This window comes from Ruegeria sp. YTSA064, assembly GCF_059610325.1.
On sequence record NZ_JBXWNK010000007.1, the window covers coordinates 1 to 21,948 of the forward strand.

A 21,948-nucleotide genomic window follows, 5' to 3' on the forward strand; every position below is an offset into this window, starting at 1 on the left:
ATCCCCGATCACAGACCCTGCGATGCTCGCAACGACCGCTGCCACTCTGGGATTGAGCTTTGCAATTGGCAAAACGCTCGCAGCGTTCGGATTGGGTGTGTTCGGAGGGGCAGTTGCCAGCTTATTTGCCAAAGCACCTTGGTCATTGTACGCGCTTCGCAACAATGGTTTGGCACGCCAACTCAGCACAGCGCGACGTTGCAATGACCAAACCTTCGACCCATGGGTTTGGAGAACTCAAGCACGTCGGCATTCATTCAGAAAACAATTCTGGGCAACGGCACGGCTTATCTTAATCTGCCTGATTCCTGCCTTTGCGGCCGAATACGCGTTGAATGCTGCACTGACCCCAGGGGTACTTGCGGCTTATGTTGGAGAGGATCAATGGTGGGCTATACCCGCAGCGGTTTTTTTTGGTGCACCAGCCTATATCGATGGTTACGCCGCGCTCCCACTTACGCGTGGGCTAATTGACAACGGCATGTCTAAAGGTGCCGCCATGGCCTTTTTGGTTTCAGGTGGTGTGGTCAGTATCTGGGGCGCCATGGCCATCGCCCCGGTTCTCAAACTGAAGCCATTCTTGCTCTATCTTTTGCTTGCCATTTTGGGATCTCTCTCCGCGGGATACGCTTTTGGGTGGATCGCCTGACCGCGCACGAGAACTTAAGCAGGCATCAGCAAAGCACTATTCCAATCCGTAATTCGGCCATAGAACCGTTGCCGAGGAAAACGAAGGCTTTTGGCTCGTTCGGCTAAATCGAATAGAATGCACGTCACGGCCTTCCGCAGAATTTGGGCTTCAGAAACTGGTTTCCAGTTCCGCAATCTACCACAAGCGCTGACGAACATCGTCCTTCAGATAAGGGTTGAATTTTGCCGCCCAGAATGCACCTATGATTGAGAGATAGCCCTTTAAAGCTGAAGAAGGAGCGCGACAGCTGCCATCAATTGAGAGCGTTTTTCGAACCGCGCAAATTTGTGGGCAAATCGTGCAAGCTTATGCGCAAATACCGCGCAAAATTATGGGCGAACACAGCCGAATTTCCTGAATGTCTTCAATGAAGACAATGCAGCGTTATGAGAACACCTACATCTAGTGTAGGGACGCGCACAAACCTTCACGCACCCCATAAGTTTGCACGATTTGCCCATAAGTTTGCACTGTTTCACGATAATAGTGCGGAGGAGAACAAGTAAATCGCCTTATGCGGGTGCCGAAGGATAGATTTCAGTGTCTCAAGGATTGAACACCTGATCGCGATGCCAGATCAGGTTCTCCTTGTGCCCAGCAGTTAGACCAGAGATCCGCTTGGAATGTCCGGACAACGAGCTCATTGCCGGCGCGGACAGTTTACTCGAAAACCAAGGTGTCCCGTCGTCCTTGAAAGTCACCAACAGATGCCTGGCGTGTTTCTTGATCCATAGCCAGGCAGGGTGCCTGATAAACATCATATAATCAGATTTGGATAGCATCGTATTATTTGCATTCCAGATTTGATGAAATCAGTGAAAGACCATCGCGGCCAGCTATTGAGAGTAACTTTTCTTAGGTGCAGTCGTCGTCACCACTCTACCAAAGACTCATGTAAATCGTACCGATAGCTCGGTGTCCATAACGCCACCAAAACCAGCTGACCATTCTTCTCCCGGGGACACTGGCCATGCGTCTGTCAATGTGCCAGTTGTGACGAGCTCGCCTCCCTGAAGCTGGTCGGCTTCGGAGAGCAGAGACACAAGATGAGCCAGGACTTCGATTGGGCCGCCAAGCGCGTTTTCACCTTTGCCGGACTCGATGGCCTCACCGCCCTTGAACAATGCTAGTGGCACTTCAGCCAAGCCGGTCAAAACATCTTGCGTCGCCGCGATTTTGTCGCCGAGAACAAGGCAGCCGTGCAATCCTTGTGCTGCGATTGAATCTTCGACCGAGAATTTCCAGTCGGGATAAATCGATTGAACAATTTCAAACCCAGGGGCAACCCACTCTACGCAACCTGCCAACTGCTCATTGTTCATTTCAGCTGTTGGTGCATGTTTAAGGCCCACTACAATTTCTGGTTCAATCCTCGGTTCTGAATACCTTGCCAAGTTTACCGGCTGATCAGTCGAAAACAGCCCATCTGCGTAGACCTGTCCCCAAATGGGTTGATCTACACCATAAACAGGCCAAATCGTGCGGTTCGTGAAGCCGACCTTCCGGCCAACTCTCTTTTTGCCCTGAAGCTCTCGGACGCGACTTGCAATCGAATATGCTTCATCCAGCGTTAGCTGTTCGGCCTCTGAAGACAGTTTAGATATCTGCTGGGCAGAGGTCAGGGCATCAGCGATTGTCTTAGCGCTAGCTTCAATATCTCTTGTCATATTCGCATTATACCTGCCGAAGGCTGGATTGCGATGCAATAGAGGTCCATCAGGATTGGCTCAAGATTGGACCACTGGTCGCAGGGGTCGACGTAACCGATTTACTTCTGCGGATCACCTGTTCGGCTCTAGTCATGCACGCTAATCGAAACAGGATGCACAGTGTTGAACAAGGTAGGATATTCGCCTCCGGCATCGAGAATGCGCGCTTTGTTGGCCTTGAGACAGCAAACAATACGATGCCAGAGTATGATCCTGCTTGGCCTAAAGCCCTAGTGGAAATAGAGCATTTTTTGAATTCAATTTGAGCAGTGTACCCAGCTCAGAATGGGCAGCCAAATACGGAATATAGCAATTCAGAAAAATTGTGACTTCCAACCAGCGGCTACTCAATTGCAGTGCGAAATGTTGAGGTAAGTCGTTTGTTCAAACCGTGATGAGGCTCCGCAGAGGAACCGTAGTGCAACTCCGCCAAGGCAGCGATGTCATTGAAAATGACTACGGAGCCGCCCTCTTCATTCGCATAAACCAGTAGTTTTTGGCAAAAGGCATCCAAACCAATTGCCGGAAAGCCCGCCATTGCCACGCCACCGGGTGCTGGTCCGCCGAACAGCAAGAGAACCGTATCCGGCAGCGCCACCCCCTGTTGGGAAGCTTCCGTTGCAAAATCGATTTCCCCAAACCAGACAGTATCGTCCTGCCCCATTACGGCTGTACTGAGACGTTCGACTGCCTCTGGTACGCTGCGCTGAGATCGCAGTTCGATGACCCCATAGTCGGCAAACAATTCGCTGGTTGGCGCTGGTGCTGCATCCAAGCCGTTCAGAACTTCGAGCAGCTTGCTCTCAAATGTATTTAACGCTTGGGTGTCATTCAGACCATGCCGCACTTTGAGAAACTGAGAGTCTGTATAGGCGATCTGCGGGCGATCATCCTGATCGAATGAGAGAACGCGAAAAGGAAGGTCCAGACCTGCTCGTACGTTCTCTTCCAGAATGGGCGTGTTTATCTCTGGATCAGAGAAAATGAGTACACGTGATGCTGGCATTTCTACGCCTTCAGCTTTGGCCAAACGCGCGTGATCTATCGATGCGATTGGAGTAGCTCCCGCTTCGACAACGGCAGTCTCAAGCTCTAAAAAGTTTTTGTCCACCGCAGTCTGAACAGATGACGATTGTGCAAGACCGGAGGTCGAAACCGACGCGGTTGTAATCATCGAGAGAACAAAGAAAAACCTCAGCACTTTAACACTTCCTGTTTCATTGTACTTTTCTCAGGGAAACCGCCGCCAGAGCTGCAAAAGCTATCTCAGCCGCAAGAAAAAATAGAAGTACCCCGTTTGGAACTCCATCGATAAGAATGCTTAGCATGCGTCCAACTGCCAGTCCCGACATAAACAAAAAAAGAACCCAAAGCGCCGGTTGTTGTAAATCTGGTTTCGCCACAGCCGCTAACCAAAACAAAGCGTTTGCCAGATAAAGACCCATAATCGCTCGGAACACGTGGGTTTGGTTCGTCCCTTCCACAGGAAATCCCAGCAAAACTGGGATCGAACTGCCGGGCATCAGACCGTATGATAACGCAATTGGCACGAGGCCGACGGCAGCAAGCAAAAGTACCAATCTAGCACTCATGGAGGAATCCTTCTCGTAGAGGTTTCGCTCTTTTGCGAATTCCCAATCGGTTTTTTGAGGCAACCGATGATTCGAGCCGGATGCCCAAACAGCAATCAGAAAGGCATATTGTATGCCTCATTAACCTTCTGAGAGATGACACCTTCGGTTGATGTCTATTCTTCAACTTAACCTTGGTTGGAAACCAGCTTCCCACTCGGAAGAATTCCTCTAAGGTTTCTAGATGTGCCTTTACCAGACTGGCGCTACTGCTGCTTTCGTTTAACCGAGATAATGCATCCAGAGTGTTTTGGATGCCGTGCAGGGACATCTCGTGCCATAGCGTCCACGTTTCCGAGGTGCCGCAACGCTCCGTTGTTGAGCAATACGCCTCGCCCAGCATCATACCGGCGCTGTCCGAATCCGCTGGCAACACATTCCCAGTTTTCCTTGGCCGCCGCGTTGCGGAATCTCGGTAGGTCGTGCGGGTCATGCCGTCCCGGTGTCGCTGCGACGTGATCGTGTTTCTTTGAGTTGCTTTGGTGACTTAAGTAGTGGGTCACTTGTGTTGAGCCAGGTTGCTGAACAGCACCGGTTGTTGGCCTCGGCCTAGGGCGCATGATTGTCACGACACCTTGTGGATTCTTATGTCCTGGGACGGCTACGTGAGTTGCCATAGGTCTTGGTGTCAACTGTGGAACCTGGCCAGGAACCGCTATGGGAACCTGATTAGGAGTCGCGGTCGGGACGAGCGGTGGCACAGCAGTTTGACCGGAAGGCTGAGGCGGGACCTGACCAGGAACGGCGACTGGTATTTGGTTTGGTGTTGCAGTTGGCACAAGGGGCGGCACATCAGGCTGAGGCGGAACCTGGCCAGGGACAGCTATCGGAATTTGATTGGGAGTCGCAGTCGGAACTTGCGGCGGCACAGCAGTTGGCCCGGTAGCCAATGGCGGAACCTGATTGGGAACGGCTGTCGGAACCCGGTTTGGTGTCGGATTTGGCACCAAGGGTGGAGCTAGGGTTGGTGCTACGATCGGCGTTGGAACTTGACCGGGAACCGCTATTGGCGTTGCGATAGGAACCCGACCGGGAATTGCGTTCGGGACCGCGCCCGGCGCAAGGACAGGCACAACAACGGACGTGGGCGTTTGCGGCGTTCCCCTTGGTGGCAACTGATTTGCCACCGGCTGCGTTGGGCCGGTAATTTGATTGCCTACCCCTTGCCCACCGGCCTGGCCACACCCTTGGCTCGACTGGTGCGGATTCCCCACGCCACGGCACCACCCGAAATGATTTCCCTGCGCGACGACCTGCGTAGCGGCCAGTTCTGCAAACAAACAAGCTGCTGCAAGCAAAGCAATGCGGTTCCGTTTCATAACATCCTCACCAACTTGTTGTCAGAGCAAGATACGCGCCAGGATCGCCAGAGTCGGTCAAAGGGCCGTCTCTCAAAGGGACACCGACATATCCGGACAGGAATAGGTTTCGCTTAAACTCAATGTCCAAACCCAGACCTGTTGAGGCCAGTGTAGCATTATCAACTTCAAAACTCGCAGGGTCGTTGTTCGAGATGTAACCCACGTCGAAAAAGACAAATGGCGTTAAGCGATGAATGCTTTGCGAGCTCGGAAAGTAGGAGTGAGACACTTCGAAAGTCGCGGAAATCCCGGAATCACCGTCCACTTCGTCAAACCGATATCCGCGCAAAGCATAACGATCACCAAGGAAATACTCTTCGACAGATGGCAATCTGTCCGTCGTGTACTGCCCCCATATTTCTGTCCGCCACGCAGTGTTGGGCGATAAGGCTGTTAATGGGCTTTCGTATCCGACGCCGCCTCGAAGATGCCAGAACGAAGAGTCCCCGTCGTCAAAGCTTGCGTCTGTGGTGTCGTTTTCATTATCGCCAAAAGACAGCGTTAACCCTGCTTCCAGAGCTTGTCCTTTTGGATAGTTTTGCCCATAAAGATATGTAAGGCCAACGACACTCGCGTCACTAGACAATGGAACGCCGCCACTGACTGAGTCCGCTTCGGAAAGGCGATAATCCAGCAGCAGATAGCCATAGCGCGCCACATCTCGGATCACGGGGTAACCCAACGCGACGGTGAAGTTCTCGCCATCAATATCTGTTCTTGCAAAATCACCCGAGAGGTCACGTTTTGCGTTTATGTTCCCGTAGAAAATCTCACCATACAGACCATTGCTGTGCAGCGGTGTGCGATAGGTAACAGCGCCCCATAAAGAGTGTTCGTCGTCTTTGTCCCAATTGTAGTTACCTGACCCCTCAAATCGCAGCAAATCCCCGACGGTCAGCATCGAATAAAACTCTTGTACGACATAGAAGCTGAGCGCTTCTCCAAGCTCACGCGGAGGGTTGTCGAGTGTCGCGCTGCCGGCTTGTTTGCGCAGTGGCTCTCCCAATACTCTCAGCCGAGCACCAGCCTGATCCGGGTAGTCAAGTTCGGTCGACAATTCCAAGTCAGGTATGTCCTCGGCCAGCATCACTGCCCGCTCAAATCGTTTCAGCGTTATGGGATAGGAGGTGGTGAGGGGTTGAAAAATCTTCTCTAGTGTTTGGAACGTGCGAGTATCTACCCCTTCAATTTCGATGGTTTGAATGCGCCCTTCATCAACAATTATGCTCTGCCCATCGGGACCGGGCCAGGCCTCAGCCAAGAAATAACCGTCTTCTCGGTAGATCTGAGTGATCGTTGATGCGACCTCCACCGCTGTGATGCGCCCTGACCGATTAAAGGCCAACTGACCGGCAAACGTTAACAGCTCATCAGTATCATACACCGTTACGCCGCTGACAGAGTGCTGTGATGCTATGTCCCAAGTTTGTGCAATGCTGTATTTTGGCACTGAAACAATGGCCACAAAAGTGCAAATGATCGCAATTACAACCGAGTTGGTTACGGGCATTTTCTACAACCTTAGCGTGATTGAGCATGTTAAAACCCAATCCTATTACGAGGTTTGAATGTCTGAGCTTGCCGTTATTCAAATTTGATCACGACTGGTGCTTTCGAGATACACAGCGAACAAACTACAATGCGCCTTCGTCGCCCAGGAACTCGATACCAGCTGTCGCGCCATCACTGTAGGCAATGCAATTCCAAGGAGCACGATCCTCACCAACGCCTACAGTGACCTGTGTTCCCGCCTCGCTAAATGCCGATGAGAGCACCACGACTTGCGAATTGTTCGTGGTGTTGGCTACATCTCGCAAACATGCTTGCTGAGCCGGTGTGAGCTCGGCGGACGCGCTTGATGTACTCGTATCGTCACAGGCCGCAAGCATTGCGAAAAAAGTTGCGCCTGCAATCATCACCATCTTGTTGGTCATTTTCTTCTCCCTCGGGGTCCTTTGAAATTAACGAAATTGGATGCGCTTGTTTGAAGCTCTCGTGTCTGAGCACCCAACAGAACATGCTTCCATCCTGTGAATACCTTTCCCAAAACTTGCTGCGGCGGGCTTAGTCGGCGGAACAACATTTCGTTGACTATCGGGGCCGCCAACAACGTGTGAAGGCCGAATGACGACACTGGCGAAAGCTAAAGCAAACTCTGGAAAGATGGGGAGAGCGTTAGGTTCCAACATCGCGTCCTCCCAACGCTCGACCATTATTAAAGGCCTTCCGACCGCCAGCACTCACTCCAGCAGTCGGAAGGGCCCGACAAGTCGGGCGACAGCGACAACAACGGAGGTAAAATTAAAGTTGTGTCGAATTCGCATGTTTGAATCTATTTTTTCATAAATCAACATTTTTTCCGCGCGTAAAATTCTCTATGCTCTCGTATGATAAGCGTCTGCTTTCAAAAAAAAGGTAAGAGGGAGCACCCTTAGGGGCGAGTGGGTTCTCCTGAACGGCGAAGCGTTTGAGACCGCACAGAAAGTAAGAAAGGAGTGAAATATGGGATTTGGCGAAGCAGTAAAAACGTGTTTCTCAAAATACTTCCAGTTCTCCGGTCGGGCTTTACGCTCAGAATACTGGTGGTTCTTCTTGTTCGTAGTTCTCGCGAGCGCTGCTTTAGCTGTGCTGGATACGATCATATTCGGGACCAACCCCGAAACAGGGCAGGGATCTCGGGTTCTGTCCTCTGTTTTCCAACTGGCTGTTCTCATACCCATGCTGGCCGCCGGTTGGCGGAGGCTGCATGATACAGGACGACCTGGCTGGTATTTGCTGCTGCCGATGGCGCTCAGCATTACAACGCTCTTTGTTATGCTGGGTGGGGTGGCGTTCTTCTCGGTATTGGAGCAAGGAACCGAAAACCCCGATGCATTACGAGGACCCGCGGCAGTACTGGGCGTGACCGGTATTGTTGTTGTCTCAATTCTTCAATTGGTTCTGTCCATTCTGATGATCTGGTGGTTGACGCGCCCTTCGGAAGAAGGCGCAAACGAATACGGCGCACCTGTTTCCTGACCTGGTTGCCGGGGCAATTGGCCGGAATCTCTGGCTGATTGACAGTGCGAACCGTAACACCATGGAGAGAGAAAATGAGTTTCAAAACGATTTCCACTGGGACGCTGATGATGGTTATGGCGACCACAGCATCAGCGGAGTGGTCGTTCAACTCTGGGCCTAATCCCAATGCATTTATTCAGACCGGAAACATGACGCTGGAACTTCAGTGTGACCGTATCCGCTTTGCTCCGGCTGGATACGAGGACAGCCAGGACATTGTACAGAAGCAAGGGCTTTCCATTCGTTTCTTGAAGAATGGCACCACCGAAGTTGGCGCATTTCAGGTTGGCGCAGAAAACGCTGACGTGCAGGTCGTCGACAATTATCCTGTCGAGGTCAGTTTCAATAGTCAGCAGGATTATGGTTTTGTACTGGACCAGCTCGCGGCCAATGCATCCGTTAACCTGTCCATGATTGATCAAGATGTCAGCTACGGAATCTTTGACTTGAAAGGTTCCAGCGCGGCAATTCGGTCCCTTCGTTCCGCCTGCGATTCAGGTGCTAGCCAAGGGGCCTCCTACGAACCCCCAGAAGGCATCGTCTATTGTGGTGGCGGAGCGGTAGAGCGTGTCATCGAACCGGTAATTTTGGACAACCCGGACGGAGAATGGGACGCGCGAGTAACGGTCAACGGCGAGTCGATCAGAGCCATGACGGCCTATAGTTACTTCGGAAACTATGAGCCGCCGGCCGGATTTGTCGTCGCCCTGCTTGGGGAAGACAGGTCCGAGTTTCTGATTTTTAGCGAAGGCTCGTCAAACTGGCTGGAATACGGGGACTACAGGTATGATCAATGCAACTGAAGCCACCTTCCAACCGGCTTCCCAATTGGCAAACTACTTGAAACGTTTGGTATCTGCGATCCTGCTTGGTTCGGGCCTGGTTTGGACCTCACCAGTTGTCGCGGCTGACGTTTCGCAACTTCCAACCGGTTTGCGAGCAAAGGTTGATCTGGCGGCACGAGCATGCGCGGAGTTCAACAACGGTCAGTTTGGCTTAGATTGGGGCGCGGTCGAAAGGGTCGATCTCAACGGAGATCTACAACGCGACTGGGTTTTGAATGAGTCTGGTTTTGCGTGTTCGAGCGCCGCATCTCTTTACTGCGGAACTGGCGGATGCATGTCGCACTTTTGGGTTGGCGAAGAGGTGCACTCCTTGCTCAACCAAGGCTGGACGGTCGTTGATTTTGGGCGTCGACGCGTTGTCGTAGCGGATATTCATGGATCCAATTGCGACGGAATAAATCCAACGCCATGCGTCAGCGCCAGTGTTTGGGATGGCGAAGCCGACACTTGGCGCTCATCTGCTGGCGATTGGGAGTAAGCTGCATTTGGGCACCGCAGATAAGCCTGACGGCCTGTTATTCGATGAGTTCTCTTTAACATGCAATGAGGTCATTGGCCATGGATCTACCGAACCAATCTCTGCTTTGTGAGTGATCAACATCAACGCATTGGACAAAGCCAGCAGTCACTCTGTCCAGTGTTGGAAACTAGTACCGAGCGTGGGCTCTCATTTCGACGATCACGATCCTCTTCGTCTGACACTCCCGCAAAAAGACAAACAGTCCTGATCCTAAGATTAGCGTGACACCAAGCGGGATGGGGAGGTTTTGTATTTCTACCGACCGAAACTCCTTTCTCTGGTCACAATACGGACTGACCATTCCAAAAATTTCCTACCGCCACCTTGAATTTCTGGACCAATCATTCCAAATCATACGCATGAGCAAAAAAACTCTCCCAAATGGCGACATCAAATCATCCGCAGGTCCAGGTAGACCTCGTGCCTTTGACGAAGCTGAGGCGTTGGAAAAAGCCTTGTGCGTATTCTGGCACAAGGGCTACGAGACCGCGTCCGTGGATGATCTGACCAAGGCCATGGGTTTGAGTCGGTCCAGCTTCTATGGAGCGTTCGGCAACAAGCAGGCTCTGTTTCACAAAGCCCTCAGCCACTATTCAAGGCGTGGTTTGAAAGCGCTGCGTGACGTTGCTGACGCGGGAGGAGATGACCCTGCTGGTGCGATAATGGAAGCTTTGGCGAACCCGCAAGGAGGTCGTGATGGCTGCATGCTTATCAACTGCCTGACGGAACTTGCTCCTCATGATGATGAAGTGGCGGCTCTCGGGCGGCAGCATTTGGAGAATATTGACGAGATTATTGCGAGAGCGCTTGAGCCTTCGGATCCGGGACAGGCCCTCGATAAGGCACGCGCCTTTGCGTCCCTTGCAATCGGAACACTAGCCTTGCGCAAGGCGGGCGTTCCCGCTGAGCAGATATCGCAAACCCTGAAACAAGCCCGGTTGGTGATTTCGCCATAAGGCCTCCCGCCACCATAAGGAAATGAAACCTAAAACAAACTCAATCAAAAGACAGTGACCCTAATATTGGACTGATTGGTCCAATAATATCTGAACGAAGTTTACCAAAGAAGGAAGCAGCAATGGCTGATGAAAAACTGTTCTCCGGCATCAAAGCCGGTGCAATCGAGCTGAAAAACCGCATTGTCATGGCGCCATTGACCCGCAACCGGGCAAGAGCCGAGGATGACAGTGTCCATGAATTGCAGGCCAAGTACTACGCCCAGCGGGCGGGTGCAGGTCTGATCATCACGGAGGCTTCGCAAATCTCGCCCCAAGGCAAGGGCTATGCCTGGACGCCCGGCATATATTCCGAAGCGCAGATCGACGGCTGGAAAAAAGTGACTGAGGCCGTCCATGCCAAGGACGGGAAGATTGCAATCCAGCTTTGGCATGTGGGCCGGATTTCGCATTACAGCTTGCAGCAGGATGGTGGCGCCCCTGTTGCACCATCCGCAATTGGAGCCAAGGCCAAGACGTTTGATGGTGAGCAGTTTGTTGAAACATCTGAACCGCGGGCTCTGGCCATCGAAGAAATTGCTGGCATCGTTGCGGACTACCGGAGGGCTGCGGAAAACGCCAAAGAGGCCGGTTTCGACGGTGTCGAGGTCCACGCAGCCAACGGATACCTTATCGATCAATTCCTGCGGGACGAATCCAACAAGCGTGAAGACGAATACGGCGGTCCTGTCGAGAATAGAGCACGGTTCCTGAAAGAGGTCATGGACGTGGTTGTCGATGTCTGGGGCGCCGACCGCGTTGGTGTCCGCCTCAGCCCATTCTCGGACGCCAACAACATCTCCGACAGCGACCCACAGGCGACATTCACCCATGCGGTCAAATTGCTGAATGGCTATGGGCTGGCCTATCTCCATCTCGTGGAGGGACAGACCGGCGGCCCGCGCGATATTCCGGAAGGTGGCGATCTGAAGGCGCTCTATGAATTGTTTGACGGTGCGAAAATGGGCAACAACGCTTATGACCGGGAAATGGCGGTTGAAGCGGTTGAAACCGGAGCCGTCGATCTGGTGGCCTTTGGTCGGCCGTTTATTTCCAACCCGGATCTTGTCAACCGGCTGGAGAAAGACGCCGCGCTGAATGAGCTCGATCCAACCACTCTCTACGGCGGCACTGAAAAAGGGTACACCGATTACCCGGCACTGGAAGAGGAAGCGGTTGCCGCAGAGTGATACATCGCTCTTAACTCCGTAGTGACAAGCAAAACCAAGCAAAGTGAGCGCGTCGGTTTGAACGCGCTCACCTAGCAGTTACGGAAATGCCCATTCTTGAAGCGAGGATCTATCACTAGCCTGCGAATTAACTGCTTCCCTATGATCAGGGTTGAATATTTCCAATCAGAATGCACTCTTGATTGAGAGGCGCCCGGTTTTAGTTGAAGAAAATGTGCGGTGACTACTATCAATTGAGCGCGTTTCTTGAACCGCGCAAACTTATGGGCAAATCGTGCAAACTTGTGCGCAAATGCCGCGCAAAATTATGTGCGAACACAGCCGAATTTCCTGAATGAAATCAATGATACTAATGCATCGTTATGAGAACACCTACAGTTGTTGTAGGTGCGCCCAAAGCTTTGCATTTCGCCTAAAGATTTGCATCTTTGGCCCAAAACCTTGGGCGCACTAGCCACCCATTAAATTTCGAATTCAAAGCTAATTTCGCACAGCGCAAATTTTGGTTGGTCCCATGCCATGGTCGTGGCCCCCGTGAAGCTTGAGGACTGCCGCTTCCAGCGCAAAGCGGACCTTCCAATCCAAGCATGATGACTTCCGAGATGCGGACCAAACCGCTATTCGCTTTCATCCGCGCAATGCCTGCATCCGGTAGCGATATTCTCTGAGGAAAGGCTCAACTATTTGGGAAACAGAAAGGTAGCCACAAGTCTCGCGCCCCAACCGTCGGGCCCACTATCGGGGCCGTCGGCCCAATAGCGTACTCCTCCGCCTACGCTGATAAGTTGATCACCGAGTTGGGTAACTTTGGTGACAACACCGTTGATTGGCGCAGACCATTGATCGTTTTCCCAATCGTAGGTGGACTCAGTGTTTAAAGTGAACGTCCACGCGTTCGAATTTGTGTAGGAAATAAATGGCTGTAAGAACGTCTGGTTAATGTCGGTGTCACCATCAATGTCCCAAATGTGATTTGTCAGGCCACCATATGTCCAAAGACCCTGCTGTTTGAGAGCCACGCCGGTAACTCCGGCACCCCACTCTCCGAGACCTAAGCTGTTATCTGTCGACGTTGGCAGCAGAAAAACGGGTCCAGCCCCCCAAATCCAACCGCCCGCACTTGGTTTTTGGGCGAAAGGAATAAGCTTTGAACAGTATCTCCTAGCCCGGTCTCGGATTCAGAACCCGGTAGGCCACTATCTATGGAGGCAATTGGAAGAATTGTTCGGGATATGAGGTTCCAATCATCCGTAAGATCAAAGGGAACAACCGGTTGTACGTTTAATATCCAACGCGAACCATTTCCGTCGGCACCCGAATTCTGATCATAATTCAGCTGGAATGGTACACTAATGAGAGCGGCCACTGGGTTAGCAAGTTGCTTTGCTAGTTCTTCTTCCTGGGACTCTGCCCACGCAGTACCAGAAAGGGCACTAATCCCGGCAAGTATGGAGCAGCGTTGCAACCTTAGGTTCATAGGCGGTTCCCTTCAGCTGGCCGTTTTCTCATGGGTGGCTTGCACTTGAGATCGCCAGGTTGGCAATGACATCAATGGCGCACTCAAAGTCCGCCGCCGCCGAACTGTATGAAATTGTCCAGCACGGTTGACTTATAGCCAAAATACTTGGTCGAAACTGGCCTTCAGACTGTCTCCATAAGCGTGTCCGAAAGCACATCCTTGGAGAGCGCCCCCGGTGCGCCTATTGCGACAAGCCTTGTTTCGGGTTTGCGGTCCCCCCAAGCACCATCTCGTGCGATGTCCATACGTTTTCCGACCACCTGAACAAGAATGCGATGATCTGGATCCTCCTCACTAAAAACAAAACCCTTAAGACGATAAACGTCGCCGGGAAGCTTCCGAATAGCACTCCGGAGGGAAGATAGGCTTATTGGGCGTTCAGCTTTCATCATAGTTGTTGAGAAGCTGTCTGAGTGATCAGTATGATGACAACCACAATCTGGTCCATGTTCATGGTGATCAGGTATTTCCGTTTCGAGTTGTTCGGCGGCAAAGCGGCCGACAGAAAGAAGTATGTCGAGTGGGACGTCTGCGTTTACAGCTTCGACCAGGCGATATCGACGGAAGTGAGACCCGAGCCAATCATGCACCTTCTGAACTGTGGCCCTGTCGACAAGATCAACCTTTATCAGAATTACCATGTCCGAAAATGTAATTTGACGGAGCTTCAGTTCCATTTGTTCCGGCGCGGCAAATAACTGTTCCGCATCGACAAGACACATGAGGCTGTCTAAGCGGATCATGTCCCGGAACCGATGATCCGTAAACGTCATCGCGATTGATGATGGGTCCGACACGCCGCTTGCTTCAAGGACGATGTATTCCGGTTTCTCAGGCCGAGCGAGAACAGCTTCTACCGTTTCAATCAGATCATCTCGTATCGAGCAGCAAACGCACCCATTAGCCAAGCTCATCACATCATCTTCGAGGCCAACCACCAAGTCGGCGTCTACGTTTATTGATCCAAAGTCATTCACCAGGACTGCCACTCGTAATCCGTGATTACCGGTGAGGATGCGGTTCAGAAGCGTTGTCTTACCGGCTCCTAGAAAGCCGGTAAGGATCGTTACGGGGATCGCAGAAGTCGAACCAAATTCAATCATTGTTCGATCTCCTCTCAGTCTTCATCACGCGAGCCGATTACATCCGAAACTTTGATGGTAAAGTCCTGCGGCCAGTCCCCGCCGGGTGCTCGGAAAACGTCAGTTGGGTAGTATTCGCGTGGATCGATCTCCATATCACGGTACTTCTGGTCTTGCTGATCTGCTCGGGTGAGCCTCGGATTCGGTAATGTGATTTCATCCGGAAGCTCAATACGCCCGGCCTCGGCTGCCGCAGCCAGTTCACGAAATGGTGGCACAGTACCGGATTTTCCGGGCAATGCAGCTTTCCTGTACCAGATTGCATCCTTGGTCACGTTCACAACGGCTACATCGAGACCCCATTGGAACAGACCGTCGTAGTGGGCGCGAATACCAGCCAGCATTTCAGCGTTAATGTCTTCGTCCTGGGTATAGTGTGTCACCATTCCCTAACGCGGCCTTGTGTCAGCAAAGAGCTTATCCACGGCATAGTGGGAGGTGTGATGCGTATCGATAGTGTAATTAAAGAGATCCTGTGGGATACCGTATTTGTAAGTCATCAACTGACCAATATCCTGTCCCGACATTTCGGTTACAAAGACATCAACGCCTTCGCCGTATTTCGGTGAAAGCTCATCCGGGCGTCCATCGCCGGTCCATACAAAGCTCAGACCGTTCCAATCGAGCCGATAACCAACTGCGCCGTCCTTGGCATGACTGCGCGGCCAGGACCGAACAGTCACACCGTCTTGGTCATAAACGATGCCACCTTCTTGGCGGAAATCGAACTCGTTGACCTCGATCTCATAGCCGTCCCCAATCGGGAACACATCAAAGGCCTCCAGATGCCATTTGAGCATCTGTTGCATGCCTTTGACCAATCCAGCTGTGCCAAGTTCGGGCATCCGACCAGAGGGACCATGGATGCGCAATGGTGTATATCCAACATCACGATCAGACATGCCCACTCCGCGCTTATCGAAGAAAATAACTCGCGCGAACCGACTGATTTTGGTCAGAAATCGCGCATAGTCCGGGCTTTCCCAGGCAAATTCGATATGGGTTGCCCAAACTTGCGCCCATAGCAGATCAATGGGTCCGGTCCCGAAAACTTGATAAGCGATGTGAATATCGCCCGCCTTGGCATAATGTGTCCTTGGCCGTTCCATGACTTAAAATCGCGCGCCGCACCTAATGGGTCAATAGGTTGTTGGAGGCTGGCTTCTGCGAGAGAAAGTTAGTCGAAACTGGCTTCTTTTATAGCGCTGCACCGCCCCACTGGACCGGCGTGTTGAGTGTCCGGTTTGGGCTGAGGGCAGTCATTTACTTGGAGTACAGAGATGGACGGTTATGATCCCTGCGTTAAGCCAACTATCCCTCTGCTGTTTCAATTTTCCAAGCCGCTAGCAGCCTCGGAAGCACAAGATCCCAATCCATAACACCTGTCTGTTTGGCCCAGTTATTGTATTGACTAATCAGGTGTGCCTCCAATTCGGCGTTGCTCCCTCTCAAATCAGTCAACTCAGTGCGATCCGCTTCGATGTCATAGAGTTCCCAATCTTGCCCATGCTGCCTGACAAGTTTGAACTGACCCAGCCGTACTGCCGAATTTCCTTCATGTTCGAAAAAGATAGGCTCATCTCGCGCCCAATCTTTGCCGCGGAACAGGTCCATCAACGACTGCCCTTGCATAGGCTGAATCTCGTGACCACCTACCTCACTTTGATACTGGCATCCCGTTGCCTCCAAAATAGTGGGTAACACATCAACGACATGACAGGCGGCGTGCGCGTTTGCTTCTGAGGCAAACCCATTGGGCCAGTGCGCTATTAGCGGCGTCGATATACCGCCTTCATGAACGTAGTGCTTGAACAACCGAAACGGCGCATTCGAGACATTCGCCCACGGCTTGTCGTAGCTCTGGTATGTCTGGGCACCGCCCGGCATCACGTCGGGGCGGTTTCCCATTTCAATGGGGCGGCCGTCATTTGTGGTATCCGGGAAGAACTTTGCCCATCCGTCTTCCGCCATGAATTCAGCGCAGCCACCATTGTCGGACAGGAAAAAAATCAAGGTGTCTTCGAACTGCCCCAAACGCTTTAACGCAGCGATAAGTCTACCGATAGATTGATCCATCCGGTCTACCATTGCAGCATAGGTGGCCATCTTTCGTGCCTCCCAATCGGTATTCTGTTCGGCCTCCCAGGGGTGAACGGCAACATTACGTGGAGAAATTTCCCAGTTTCTATGAAACAGGTTCATGCTGTTCATGGTTTCGTGCCGTGCGGTACGGATTGTGTCCCAGCCGCCTGAATACACCCCGTCATAGCGAGCGATGTCCTCGGGATGGGCATGCAGGGGCCAATGTGGTGCAGTATGCGCGAGATAAAGAAAAAAAGGCTGGCCGTCGGGTGTTTCCTCGATCATTTCAATTGCGTTGTCCGTGATTGCATCTGTGAAATAGAAGTCATCCGGGAATGTCATGACACGGCTGTCATCTTCGAGCATGTAATGCGGCGAGAAGAAGTGGGTGACGCCATCGACGATCCCATAGAAGCGATCAAAACCACGCTGTCTCGGCGTCGGATGCTCAACATCACCAACCCGCCAGCTGTCAACTTCGCGCGCCATGAAATCTCCGGCGACATGCCATTTGCCTGACATCAATGTCCGATAGCCACCTGCACGTAGGTGTTCCGCTATGGTGGCGCTGTCATTACGTAAAAACCCCTGGTATGCGGGCGTGCCCAGGTCGGCCCCCATGTGACCCACGCCGGCGTTGTGTGGATACAACCCGGTCAAAAGAGATGCCCGCGTAGGACAACAGCGAGCGCAGTTATACATTGCTGTAAGCAGCACACCATCTCTTGCAAGGCCATCGATATTTGGGGTGCGAATTTCCGATCCGGTGGCACCCAAATCTGCAAAACCCAGATCATCAGCCAGGATCAGTATCACATTCGGTCGTTTTCTTGTCGGCATTCGGGGGCTCCATTGCTGCACTTATGAGCTTACCTCACTATCGGTGATGATCTTGTCTCCAAGCGACGCGACGATAGTGGGGAGAGGGAGGTTGCCGACCACGGCAGTCGGCACAGTGGCTTAGAGAGCGAGAATGGAAGCGGCTCCTGATACACGTCGCGGATATTTGAGCGAACCGCCGTGTCGCAAAGCGACGTGACCTATTCTTTGACCCATGGTAGTGGCCCTGTGAAAGGGCACTTCATGACAGCGGAACAAAAACTACATAACCCGACAGCTGGTATTGTGTTCGTGCTGATCGGAATATTGGCGATTTCTATCAATGATATGCTGATCAAATTCCTGTCTGGCGGTTACCCCTTGCACCAAATGGTGTTTACAAGATCGTTGATCGGGATCGGGTTCAGCTTTGCCCTTGTCCAGATGGAGGGCGGTTGGCGCATCCTGAAAACCGATCAGCCGGGACTTCACCTTTTGCGGGGCCTGCTGATTGTCATTGCCAACCTGACATTTTTTACGGCCCTGGCGGTAATGCCGCTGGCAGAAGCCACCGCTGTTTTCTTCGTAGCCCCCTTGATGATCACATTGCTGAGTATCCCATTGCTTGGCGAAAAAGTTGGGCCGATGCGGATTGGTGCCGTGCTTGTCGGATTTTTGGGCGTAGTGATCATGACCCGTCCATGGGAGGCCGGTGGAGAGCGTGAAGTTGGTTTGTTGATGTATGCCCTACCGGTTCTTGCTGCTTTCACCTATGCCCTCAACAACGTGCTAACCCGTTTCCTTGGCGCAAAGTCCAAGGCCTCAGCAATGGCTGTTTACATTCAGGCGTGCTTTATCGTTGTCAGCCTTTTGTTCTGGTCAGTGGCAGGAGATGGGCGCTTTGCGAACGAGTTCGAGAACGAAAGCTTGATCTTTTTGCTGCGGGCTTGGGTTTGGCCCGAAGGGTCTGATCGCTGGTTGTTTATCGGCTTAGGATTCAATTCTGCTATCATCGGGTATTGCCTTGGCCAGGCTTACCGCATGGCAGATGCAGCTACAGTGGCACCGTTTGAATATGTCGGACTTCCCATGGCCATTTTCTGGGGATGGGTCATCTGGGGCGAGCTCCCAAACCTGCCTGTCGCTATCGGTATCGCACTGATCTTGGGGTCAGGATTGTTTGTCTTTTTGCGTGAGCGTCAGAAAAAGAGGCATGTCATTACTGAAAAGAGAGTGCACCGTCGGTATTAGGTGCCAAATCAAATCTGGCCAAATCCCGCTCAAAAATACCTTGGGATATTGAATATCAATTGTAATTGAGCGCTGATGAATCTTGTAATTAATGAGATGAGAATTTTGATGCGATACACAGTCATTCTTGCCGCGCTATTTATTACCGCTTGCGGCAAGGAACCCGCAGAGCCAATTACCCGACTTTATCCCGGTGAGACCCCTGAGCTGCGTATGATGATCGACGAAACTGCGGACGCAAACGGAGTACCGCGCAGCCTAGTACACCGTGTGATCCAACGAGAAAGCGATTATCGTCCCAATGCTCGAAATGGCCCATACTACGGCCTGATGCAGATTCTGCCTGCGACAGCGCGCCAGATGGGATTTCGCGGGCAGCCTTCCGACCTCTTGGACGCTCAGACCAACCTGACATACGCCGTGAAATACTTGCGCGGAGCTTGGATGGTTTCAGATGGAAACGAGCCCGAAGCGGTCATGTGGTATGCTCGCGGGTACTATTACGAGGCGCGAAACAGATGCATGCTTGTGGACACCGGGTTAAGGGATACTGAGGTGCGAAAGTACTGCGGATGAAGCCATTCTCGTGGGAACTGCATAGAGCTTCAATTAACCGCAACCAAGCTCCTCCAAACAGAGTGGGCTCGCACTACGGAGCCATGTATTTGCGCGTTTTGCAGAGCTGCTGCAAAACTTGTATGTCGCCAAAGTGCTAGCTGGCTGCCTGCGAGAAGACCGACCGAGCCGCGCTACATTGAAAGTGATCTACCATAACCTCGCAATTGAGTTGTGTTGTTCAGTTTTGGATTGAATTCTTCCAAGAAGAATGCACTTTAGATTGAGTTTGGTGTGTCCAAGTTGATCGAGCCACGTTACGACAATCGACAATTGAGCGCGTATAGTGAATCGTGCAAACTTATGGGCAAATCGTGCAGGCTTACGCGCAAGTGCTATGCAAAATTATGGGCGAAGACACCCAAATTTTCTGAATAAAATCAATGATAGGAGTGCAGCGTTAAGCACGCACCTACATTGCTTCTTAGACGCGTCCGTAGTCGTTCGCGGGTGGATCTACAGCAATTCAATTAGTTGTGGCAGGCTACATGGCCTCTAACGTATGCGCGAGGCCATTTCGGATATGATCCACTAGTAGCTTCTTGGCTGTATCCGCGTCTCTGGCCAAGGCGGCATTGAACATGCCTTTATGCTCCTCGACGGCTTCTTCGCCGCGATAGGTTAGTACAAGCATTTGATAGCGCAGGTATTTATCGTAGATGATCGAGTGCAGCGTCAGAAGGTTTCTGGAGTTGCACGCCGCGATCATGGCTTGGTGAAACTCCCAATCATACCGTTTCCAGGTTTCTTTCTCAGAGTCATCTCCTTTTAGCAGCTGCTGTTCCATCAGGTGCAGCTTATGGTGCGCGGCGACAAGGTTGCCTTCCCAATCCGTGTCGCCGTTTGCAATCGACAATTCCAATGCGTGGCATTCCAACAGGGCGCGCAGCTCTGCGATCTCGGTCAGGTCTTCACGGGAAACTGGCGTAACCAGAAATCCCCTTTGCTCGGGAGCTTCGACAAACCCGTCGCTGGCAAGCCTGTTCAGCGTTTCACGAAGCGTCGAAAGGCTTGCTGAGTACCGCTCTTTCAAAGCGTCCAACTTAAGTTTCGAGCCGGGCTGCAACTCTCCGAAAATGATATCCCGTTTGATGCGCTGATAGGTGCTTGCGCCTATCGTAGACGGCTGCTTCGCCATGCATTTCACCCGATATTCTTGGTTTCCTCGTTCATCTATCATTTTTAAAGGTCATCAGCAATCCAAACTGATGTATGGTAAAAATAAAAATATCATACATTATTGCGGAATCGGGAAAACCCCAATACGGTCGTGTTCAAATTGGGCGATGCAGCCTAGTCGCAAACATCGGATCCAGAGCTTTTTTGGATCCTCCGGAAGGAACCAAAGTGTCTCAGAACTTTCGCATTGCCATCGTCGGCATTGGCCTTGTTGGACGTCGCCACGCAGATGCAATCCGTGCGTTGCGTCATGTCGATCTTGTTGCATTTGTCGACCCCAGCTACGAAGGCCGCGCGTATGCTGATGAACATGGGGTTGCGTGTTACGAGACGCTTGAAGAAATGTTCGCCAATCAGACCCCGGACGGCGCTGTGCTGGCGACCCCAACGACACTTCATGTCGAGCAGGGCCTCACTTGCATTCGGCACGGTTGCCCCATACTCGTGGAAAAGCCGATCGCCGTAGAAGCTGCCGCGGCACTAGAGCTTGTTCAAGAGGCGGAGAAGGCAGACGTACCGCTTATGGTTGGACACCATCGCCGGTACAATCCACTGATCAAATCGGCCAAGGAGGCGATTTCGGATGGGCAGATCGGTGATGTTCGTGCAATCCATGCGAATTGTTGGTTCTATAAGCCCGACGAGTATTTTGACACTGCGCCCTGGCGAAAGAAACCTGGCGCGGGACCCATCTCGGTTAATCTTGTCCATGACGTCGATCTTCTGCGGTATCTGGCCGGAGAGGTCGTAACCGTTCAGGCGCAATCGGCTGCATCGCAGCGCGGCTACGACAACGAGGATGTTGCTGGCGCGTTGCTGACGTTCGAAGGCGGGGCCATTGGCACCATAAGCGTGTCTGACAGCATCGTCGCGCCATGGAGTTGGGAGATGACGTCTCAGGAATATCCAATCTATCCATCAACCACTGAAAGCAGCTACATGATCGGTGGCTCTCATGGGTCGCTATCCGTCCCTGACCTCCGGCTCTGGAGCTATCGGGGTGAGCAAAGAGATTGGTGGACCCCCATTTCGTCCACAGCGCTCAAGAAGGGCGCCTCTGACCCGTTGGTCAATCAACTTAGGCATTTTGTTGAAGTGGCCCGGCACGAAGCCGAGCCGATCGTATCGGGATGGGAAGGTTTTAGAACGCTTCAAGTCATTGAGGCTATTCAGAATTCTTGCAGAACAGGCGAAACGATCAGGATAGAAAGGTTTCAGCAAGCACCGATCGCAAATGTTTCGGTTGTATAAAATATCAGATATTTTGTAAAAAATCTTGCAAAATGTCCAAAATAGGTCAAAACTTGGAATCGTCAAAAAAGAAGCATCAATGATGTCT

General features: G+C 52.1%; 21 protein-coding genes. 10 read left to right on the top strand and 11 right to left on the bottom strand.

Annotated elements, in window-relative coordinates; genetic code table 11:
* On the top strand, positions 1–649 hold a 649-nt coding region (locus AC2FI7_RS11485; RefSeq protein WP_496833399.1), incomplete at its 5' end, for a permease.
* A gap of 932 nt (positions 650–1,581) precedes the next feature.
* Here the strand turns inward: AC2FI7_RS11485 and AC2FI7_RS11490 are convergent.
* The 3 genes from AC2FI7_RS11490 to AC2FI7_RS11500 all read right to left on the bottom strand — a co-directional run bounded on the left by AC2FI7_RS11490 (position 1,582) and on the right by AC2FI7_RS11500 (position 3,992).
* Positions 1,582–2,358, bottom strand: coding sequence for a 2-keto-4-pentenoate hydratase (locus tag AC2FI7_RS11490; protein ID WP_496816057.1), 777 nt, complete (start codon positions 2,356–2,358; stop codon positions 1,582–1,584).
* Positions 2,359–2,743: 385 nt separating this feature from the next.
* Positions 2,744–3,511: a DUF302 domain-containing protein gene (locus AC2FI7_RS11495; protein WP_238528855.1), complete on the bottom strand. Its 768-nt coding sequence runs from the start codon at positions 3,509–3,511 to the stop codon at positions 2,744–2,746.
* Positions 3,512–3,617: 106 nt separating this feature from the next.
* Complete coding sequence (locus AC2FI7_RS11500) at positions 3,618–3,992, bottom strand: DUF4345 domain-containing protein (RefSeq protein WP_010443491.1); 375 nt, start codon at positions 3,990–3,992, stop codon at positions 3,618–3,620.
* Between the two features lie 733 nt (positions 3,993–4,725).
* Between AC2FI7_RS11500 and AC2FI7_RS11505 the strand changes: the two genes are divergently transcribed.
* Positions 4,726–4,917, top strand: a complete 192-nt coding sequence (locus AC2FI7_RS11505) for a hypothetical protein (RefSeq protein ID WP_010443492.1) — start codon at positions 4,726–4,728, stop codon at positions 4,915–4,917.
* Between the two features lie 440 nt (positions 4,918–5,357).
* Here AC2FI7_RS11505 and AC2FI7_RS11510 read toward each other — a convergent pair whose 3' ends face one another.
* Both AC2FI7_RS11510 and AC2FI7_RS11515 read right to left on the bottom strand, forming a co-directional pair.
* Positions 5,358–6,902, bottom strand: a complete 1,545-nt coding sequence (locus AC2FI7_RS11510) for a ShlB/FhaC/HecB family hemolysin secretion/activation protein (RefSeq protein ID WP_010443493.1) — start codon at positions 6,900–6,902, stop codon at positions 5,358–5,360.
* Positions 6,903–7,026: 124 nt separating this feature from the next.
* Positions 7,027–7,326: a hypothetical protein gene (locus AC2FI7_RS11515; RefSeq protein ID WP_010443494.1), complete on the bottom strand. Its 300-nt coding sequence runs from the start codon at positions 7,324–7,326 to the stop codon at positions 7,027–7,029.
* A gap of 568 nt (positions 7,327–7,894) precedes the next feature.
* On the opposite strand from AC2FI7_RS11515, the gene AC2FI7_RS11520 reads away from it, so the two are divergent.
* The 5 genes from AC2FI7_RS11520 (at position 7,895) to AC2FI7_RS11540 (ending at position 12,002) form a co-directional block, all read left to right on the top strand.
* The gene (locus AC2FI7_RS11520) at positions 7,895–8,410 is read left to right on the top strand and encodes a DUF805 domain-containing protein (protein WP_010443495.1); all 516 of its coding nucleotides are present in this window, start codon (positions 7,895–7,897) and stop codon (positions 8,408–8,410) included.
* A gap of 74 nt (positions 8,411–8,484) precedes the next feature.
* The gene (locus tag AC2FI7_RS11525; protein ID WP_010443496.1) at positions 8,485–9,255 is read left to right on the top strand and encodes a periplasmic substrate-binding domain-containing protein; all 771 of its coding nucleotides are present in this window, start codon (positions 8,485–8,487) and stop codon (positions 9,253–9,255) included.
* A 37-nt stretch (positions 9,256–9,292) separates the two neighbouring features.
* Positions 9,293–9,775, top strand: a complete 483-nt coding sequence (locus tag AC2FI7_RS11530) for a hypothetical protein (RefSeq protein WP_139056635.1) — start codon at positions 9,293–9,295, stop codon at positions 9,773–9,775.
* A 401-nt stretch (positions 9,776–10,176) separates the two neighbouring features.
* A complete protein-coding gene (locus AC2FI7_RS11535; protein WP_010443499.1) occupies positions 10,177–10,773 on the top strand; it encodes a TetR/AcrR family transcriptional regulator in 597 nt (198 codons plus the stop codon).
* Between the two features lie 122 nt (positions 10,774–10,895).
* On the top strand, positions 10,896–12,002 hold the full coding sequence (locus AC2FI7_RS11540) for an alkene reductase (RefSeq protein ID WP_010443500.1): 1,107 nt from the start codon (positions 10,896–10,898) through the stop codon (positions 12,000–12,002).
* Between the two features lie 680 nt (positions 12,003–12,682).
* Here the strand turns inward: AC2FI7_RS11540 and AC2FI7_RS11545 are convergent.
* The 5 genes from AC2FI7_RS11545 to AC2FI7_RS11565 all read right to left on the bottom strand — a co-directional run bounded on the left by AC2FI7_RS11545 (position 12,683) and on the right by AC2FI7_RS11565 (position 17,585).
* A complete protein-coding gene (locus AC2FI7_RS11545; RefSeq protein WP_010443501.1) occupies positions 12,683–13,021 on the bottom strand; it encodes a hypothetical protein in 339 nt (112 codons plus the stop codon).
* 622 nt (positions 13,022–13,643) lie between these two features.
* Complete coding sequence (locus AC2FI7_RS11550) at positions 13,644–14,624, bottom strand: CobW family GTP-binding protein (RefSeq protein ID WP_010443502.1); 981 nt, start codon at positions 14,622–14,624, stop codon at positions 13,644–13,646.
* A 14-nt stretch (positions 14,625–14,638) separates the two neighbouring features.
* A complete protein-coding gene (locus AC2FI7_RS11555; protein WP_139056636.1) occupies positions 14,639–15,046 on the bottom strand; it encodes a hypothetical protein in 408 nt (135 codons plus the stop codon).
* A 6-nt stretch (positions 15,047–15,052) separates the two neighbouring features.
* Positions 15,053–15,772 carry an MBL fold metallo-hydrolase gene (locus AC2FI7_RS11560; protein ID WP_010443504.1) on the bottom strand — a complete coding sequence of 240 codons (720 nt, stop codon included), beginning with the start codon at positions 15,770–15,772 and terminating at the stop codon, positions 15,053–15,055.
* A 202-nt stretch (positions 15,773–15,974) separates the two neighbouring features.
* Positions 15,975–17,585: an arylsulfatase gene (locus tag AC2FI7_RS11565; RefSeq protein ID WP_010443505.1), complete on the bottom strand. Its 1,611-nt coding sequence runs from the start codon at positions 17,583–17,585 to the stop codon at positions 15,975–15,977.
* A 243-nt stretch (positions 17,586–17,828) separates the two neighbouring features.
* On the opposite strand from AC2FI7_RS11565, the gene AC2FI7_RS11570 reads away from it, so the two are divergent.
* Together AC2FI7_RS11570 and AC2FI7_RS11575 are read left to right on the top strand one after the other, a co-directional pair.
* Positions 17,829–18,815: a DMT family transporter gene (locus AC2FI7_RS11570; RefSeq protein ID WP_010443506.1), complete on the top strand. Its 987-nt coding sequence runs from the start codon at positions 17,829–17,831 to the stop codon at positions 18,813–18,815.
* Between the two features lie 108 nt (positions 18,816–18,923).
* Complete coding sequence (locus AC2FI7_RS11575; RefSeq protein WP_037322138.1) at positions 18,924–19,391, top strand: lytic transglycosylase domain-containing protein; 468 nt, start codon at positions 18,924–18,926, stop codon at positions 19,389–19,391.
* 523 nt (positions 19,392–19,914) lie between these two features.
* Here the strand turns inward: AC2FI7_RS11575 and AC2FI7_RS11580 are convergent.
* A complete protein-coding gene (locus AC2FI7_RS11580) occupies positions 19,915–20,568 on the bottom strand; it encodes a GntR family transcriptional regulator (RefSeq protein ID WP_010443508.1) in 654 nt (217 codons plus the stop codon).
* A gap of 209 nt (positions 20,569–20,777) precedes the next feature.
* Between AC2FI7_RS11580 and AC2FI7_RS11585 the strand changes: the two genes are divergently transcribed.
* Positions 20,778–21,860 carry a Gfo/Idh/MocA family protein gene (locus AC2FI7_RS11585; protein ID WP_496833402.1) on the top strand — a complete coding sequence of 361 codons (1,083 nt, stop codon included), beginning with the start codon at positions 20,778–20,780 and terminating at the stop codon, positions 21,858–21,860.
* The last annotated feature ends 88 nt before the right edge of the window (positions 21,861–21,948 follow it).

What these genes read in the sequence shown, in the direction of transcription:
- AC2FI7_RS11490 (WP_496816057.1), bottom strand. Translation starts at nt 2,358, where the DNA reads ATGACAAGAGATATTGAAGCTAGCGCTAAGACAATCGCTGATGCCCTG.
- AC2FI7_RS11500 (WP_010443491.1), bottom strand. Translation starts at nt 3,992, where the DNA reads ATGAGTGCTAGATTGGTACTTTTGCTTGCTGCCGTCGGCCTCGTGCCA.
- AC2FI7_RS11510 (WP_010443493.1), bottom strand. Translation starts at nt 6,902, where the DNA reads ATGCCCGTAACCAACTCGGTTGTAATTGCGATCATTTGCACTTTTGTG.
- AC2FI7_RS11515 (WP_010443494.1), bottom strand. Translation starts at nt 7,326, where the DNA reads ATGACCAACAAGATGGTGATGATTGCAGGCGCAACTTTTTTCGCAATG.
- AC2FI7_RS11520 (WP_010443495.1), top strand. Translation starts at nt 7,895, where the DNA reads ATGGGATTTGGCGAAGCAGTAAAAACGTGTTTCTCAAAATACTTCCAG.
- AC2FI7_RS11525 (WP_010443496.1), top strand. Translation starts at nt 8,485, where the DNA reads ATGAGTTTCAAAACGATTTCCACTGGGACGCTGATGATGGTTATGGCG.
- AC2FI7_RS11535 (WP_010443499.1), top strand. Translation starts at nt 10,177, where the DNA reads ATGAGCAAAAAAACTCTCCCAAATGGCGACATCAAATCATCCGCAGGT.
- AC2FI7_RS11540 (WP_010443500.1), top strand. Translation starts at nt 10,896, where the DNA reads ATGGCTGATGAAAAACTGTTCTCCGGCATCAAAGCCGGTGCAATCGAG.
- AC2FI7_RS11550 (WP_010443502.1), bottom strand. Translation starts at nt 14,624, where the DNA reads ATGATTGAATTTGGTTCGACTTCTGCGATCCCCGTAACGATCCTTACC.
- AC2FI7_RS11560 (WP_010443504.1), bottom strand. Translation starts at nt 15,772, where the DNA reads ATGGAACGGCCAAGGACACATTATGCCAAGGCGGGCGATATTCACATC.
- AC2FI7_RS11565 (WP_010443505.1), bottom strand. Translation starts at nt 17,585, where the DNA reads ATGCCGACAAGAAAACGACCGAATGTGATACTGATCCTGGCTGATGAT.
- AC2FI7_RS11570 (WP_010443506.1), top strand. Translation starts at nt 17,829, where the DNA reads ATGACAGCGGAACAAAAACTACATAACCCGACAGCTGGTATTGTGTTC.
- AC2FI7_RS11575 (WP_037322138.1), top strand. Translation starts at nt 18,924, where the DNA reads ATGCGATACACAGTCATTCTTGCCGCGCTATTTATTACCGCTTGCGGC.
- AC2FI7_RS11580 (WP_010443508.1), bottom strand. Translation starts at nt 20,568, where the DNA reads ATGGCGAAGCAGCCGTCTACGATAGGCGCAAGCACCTATCAGCGCATC.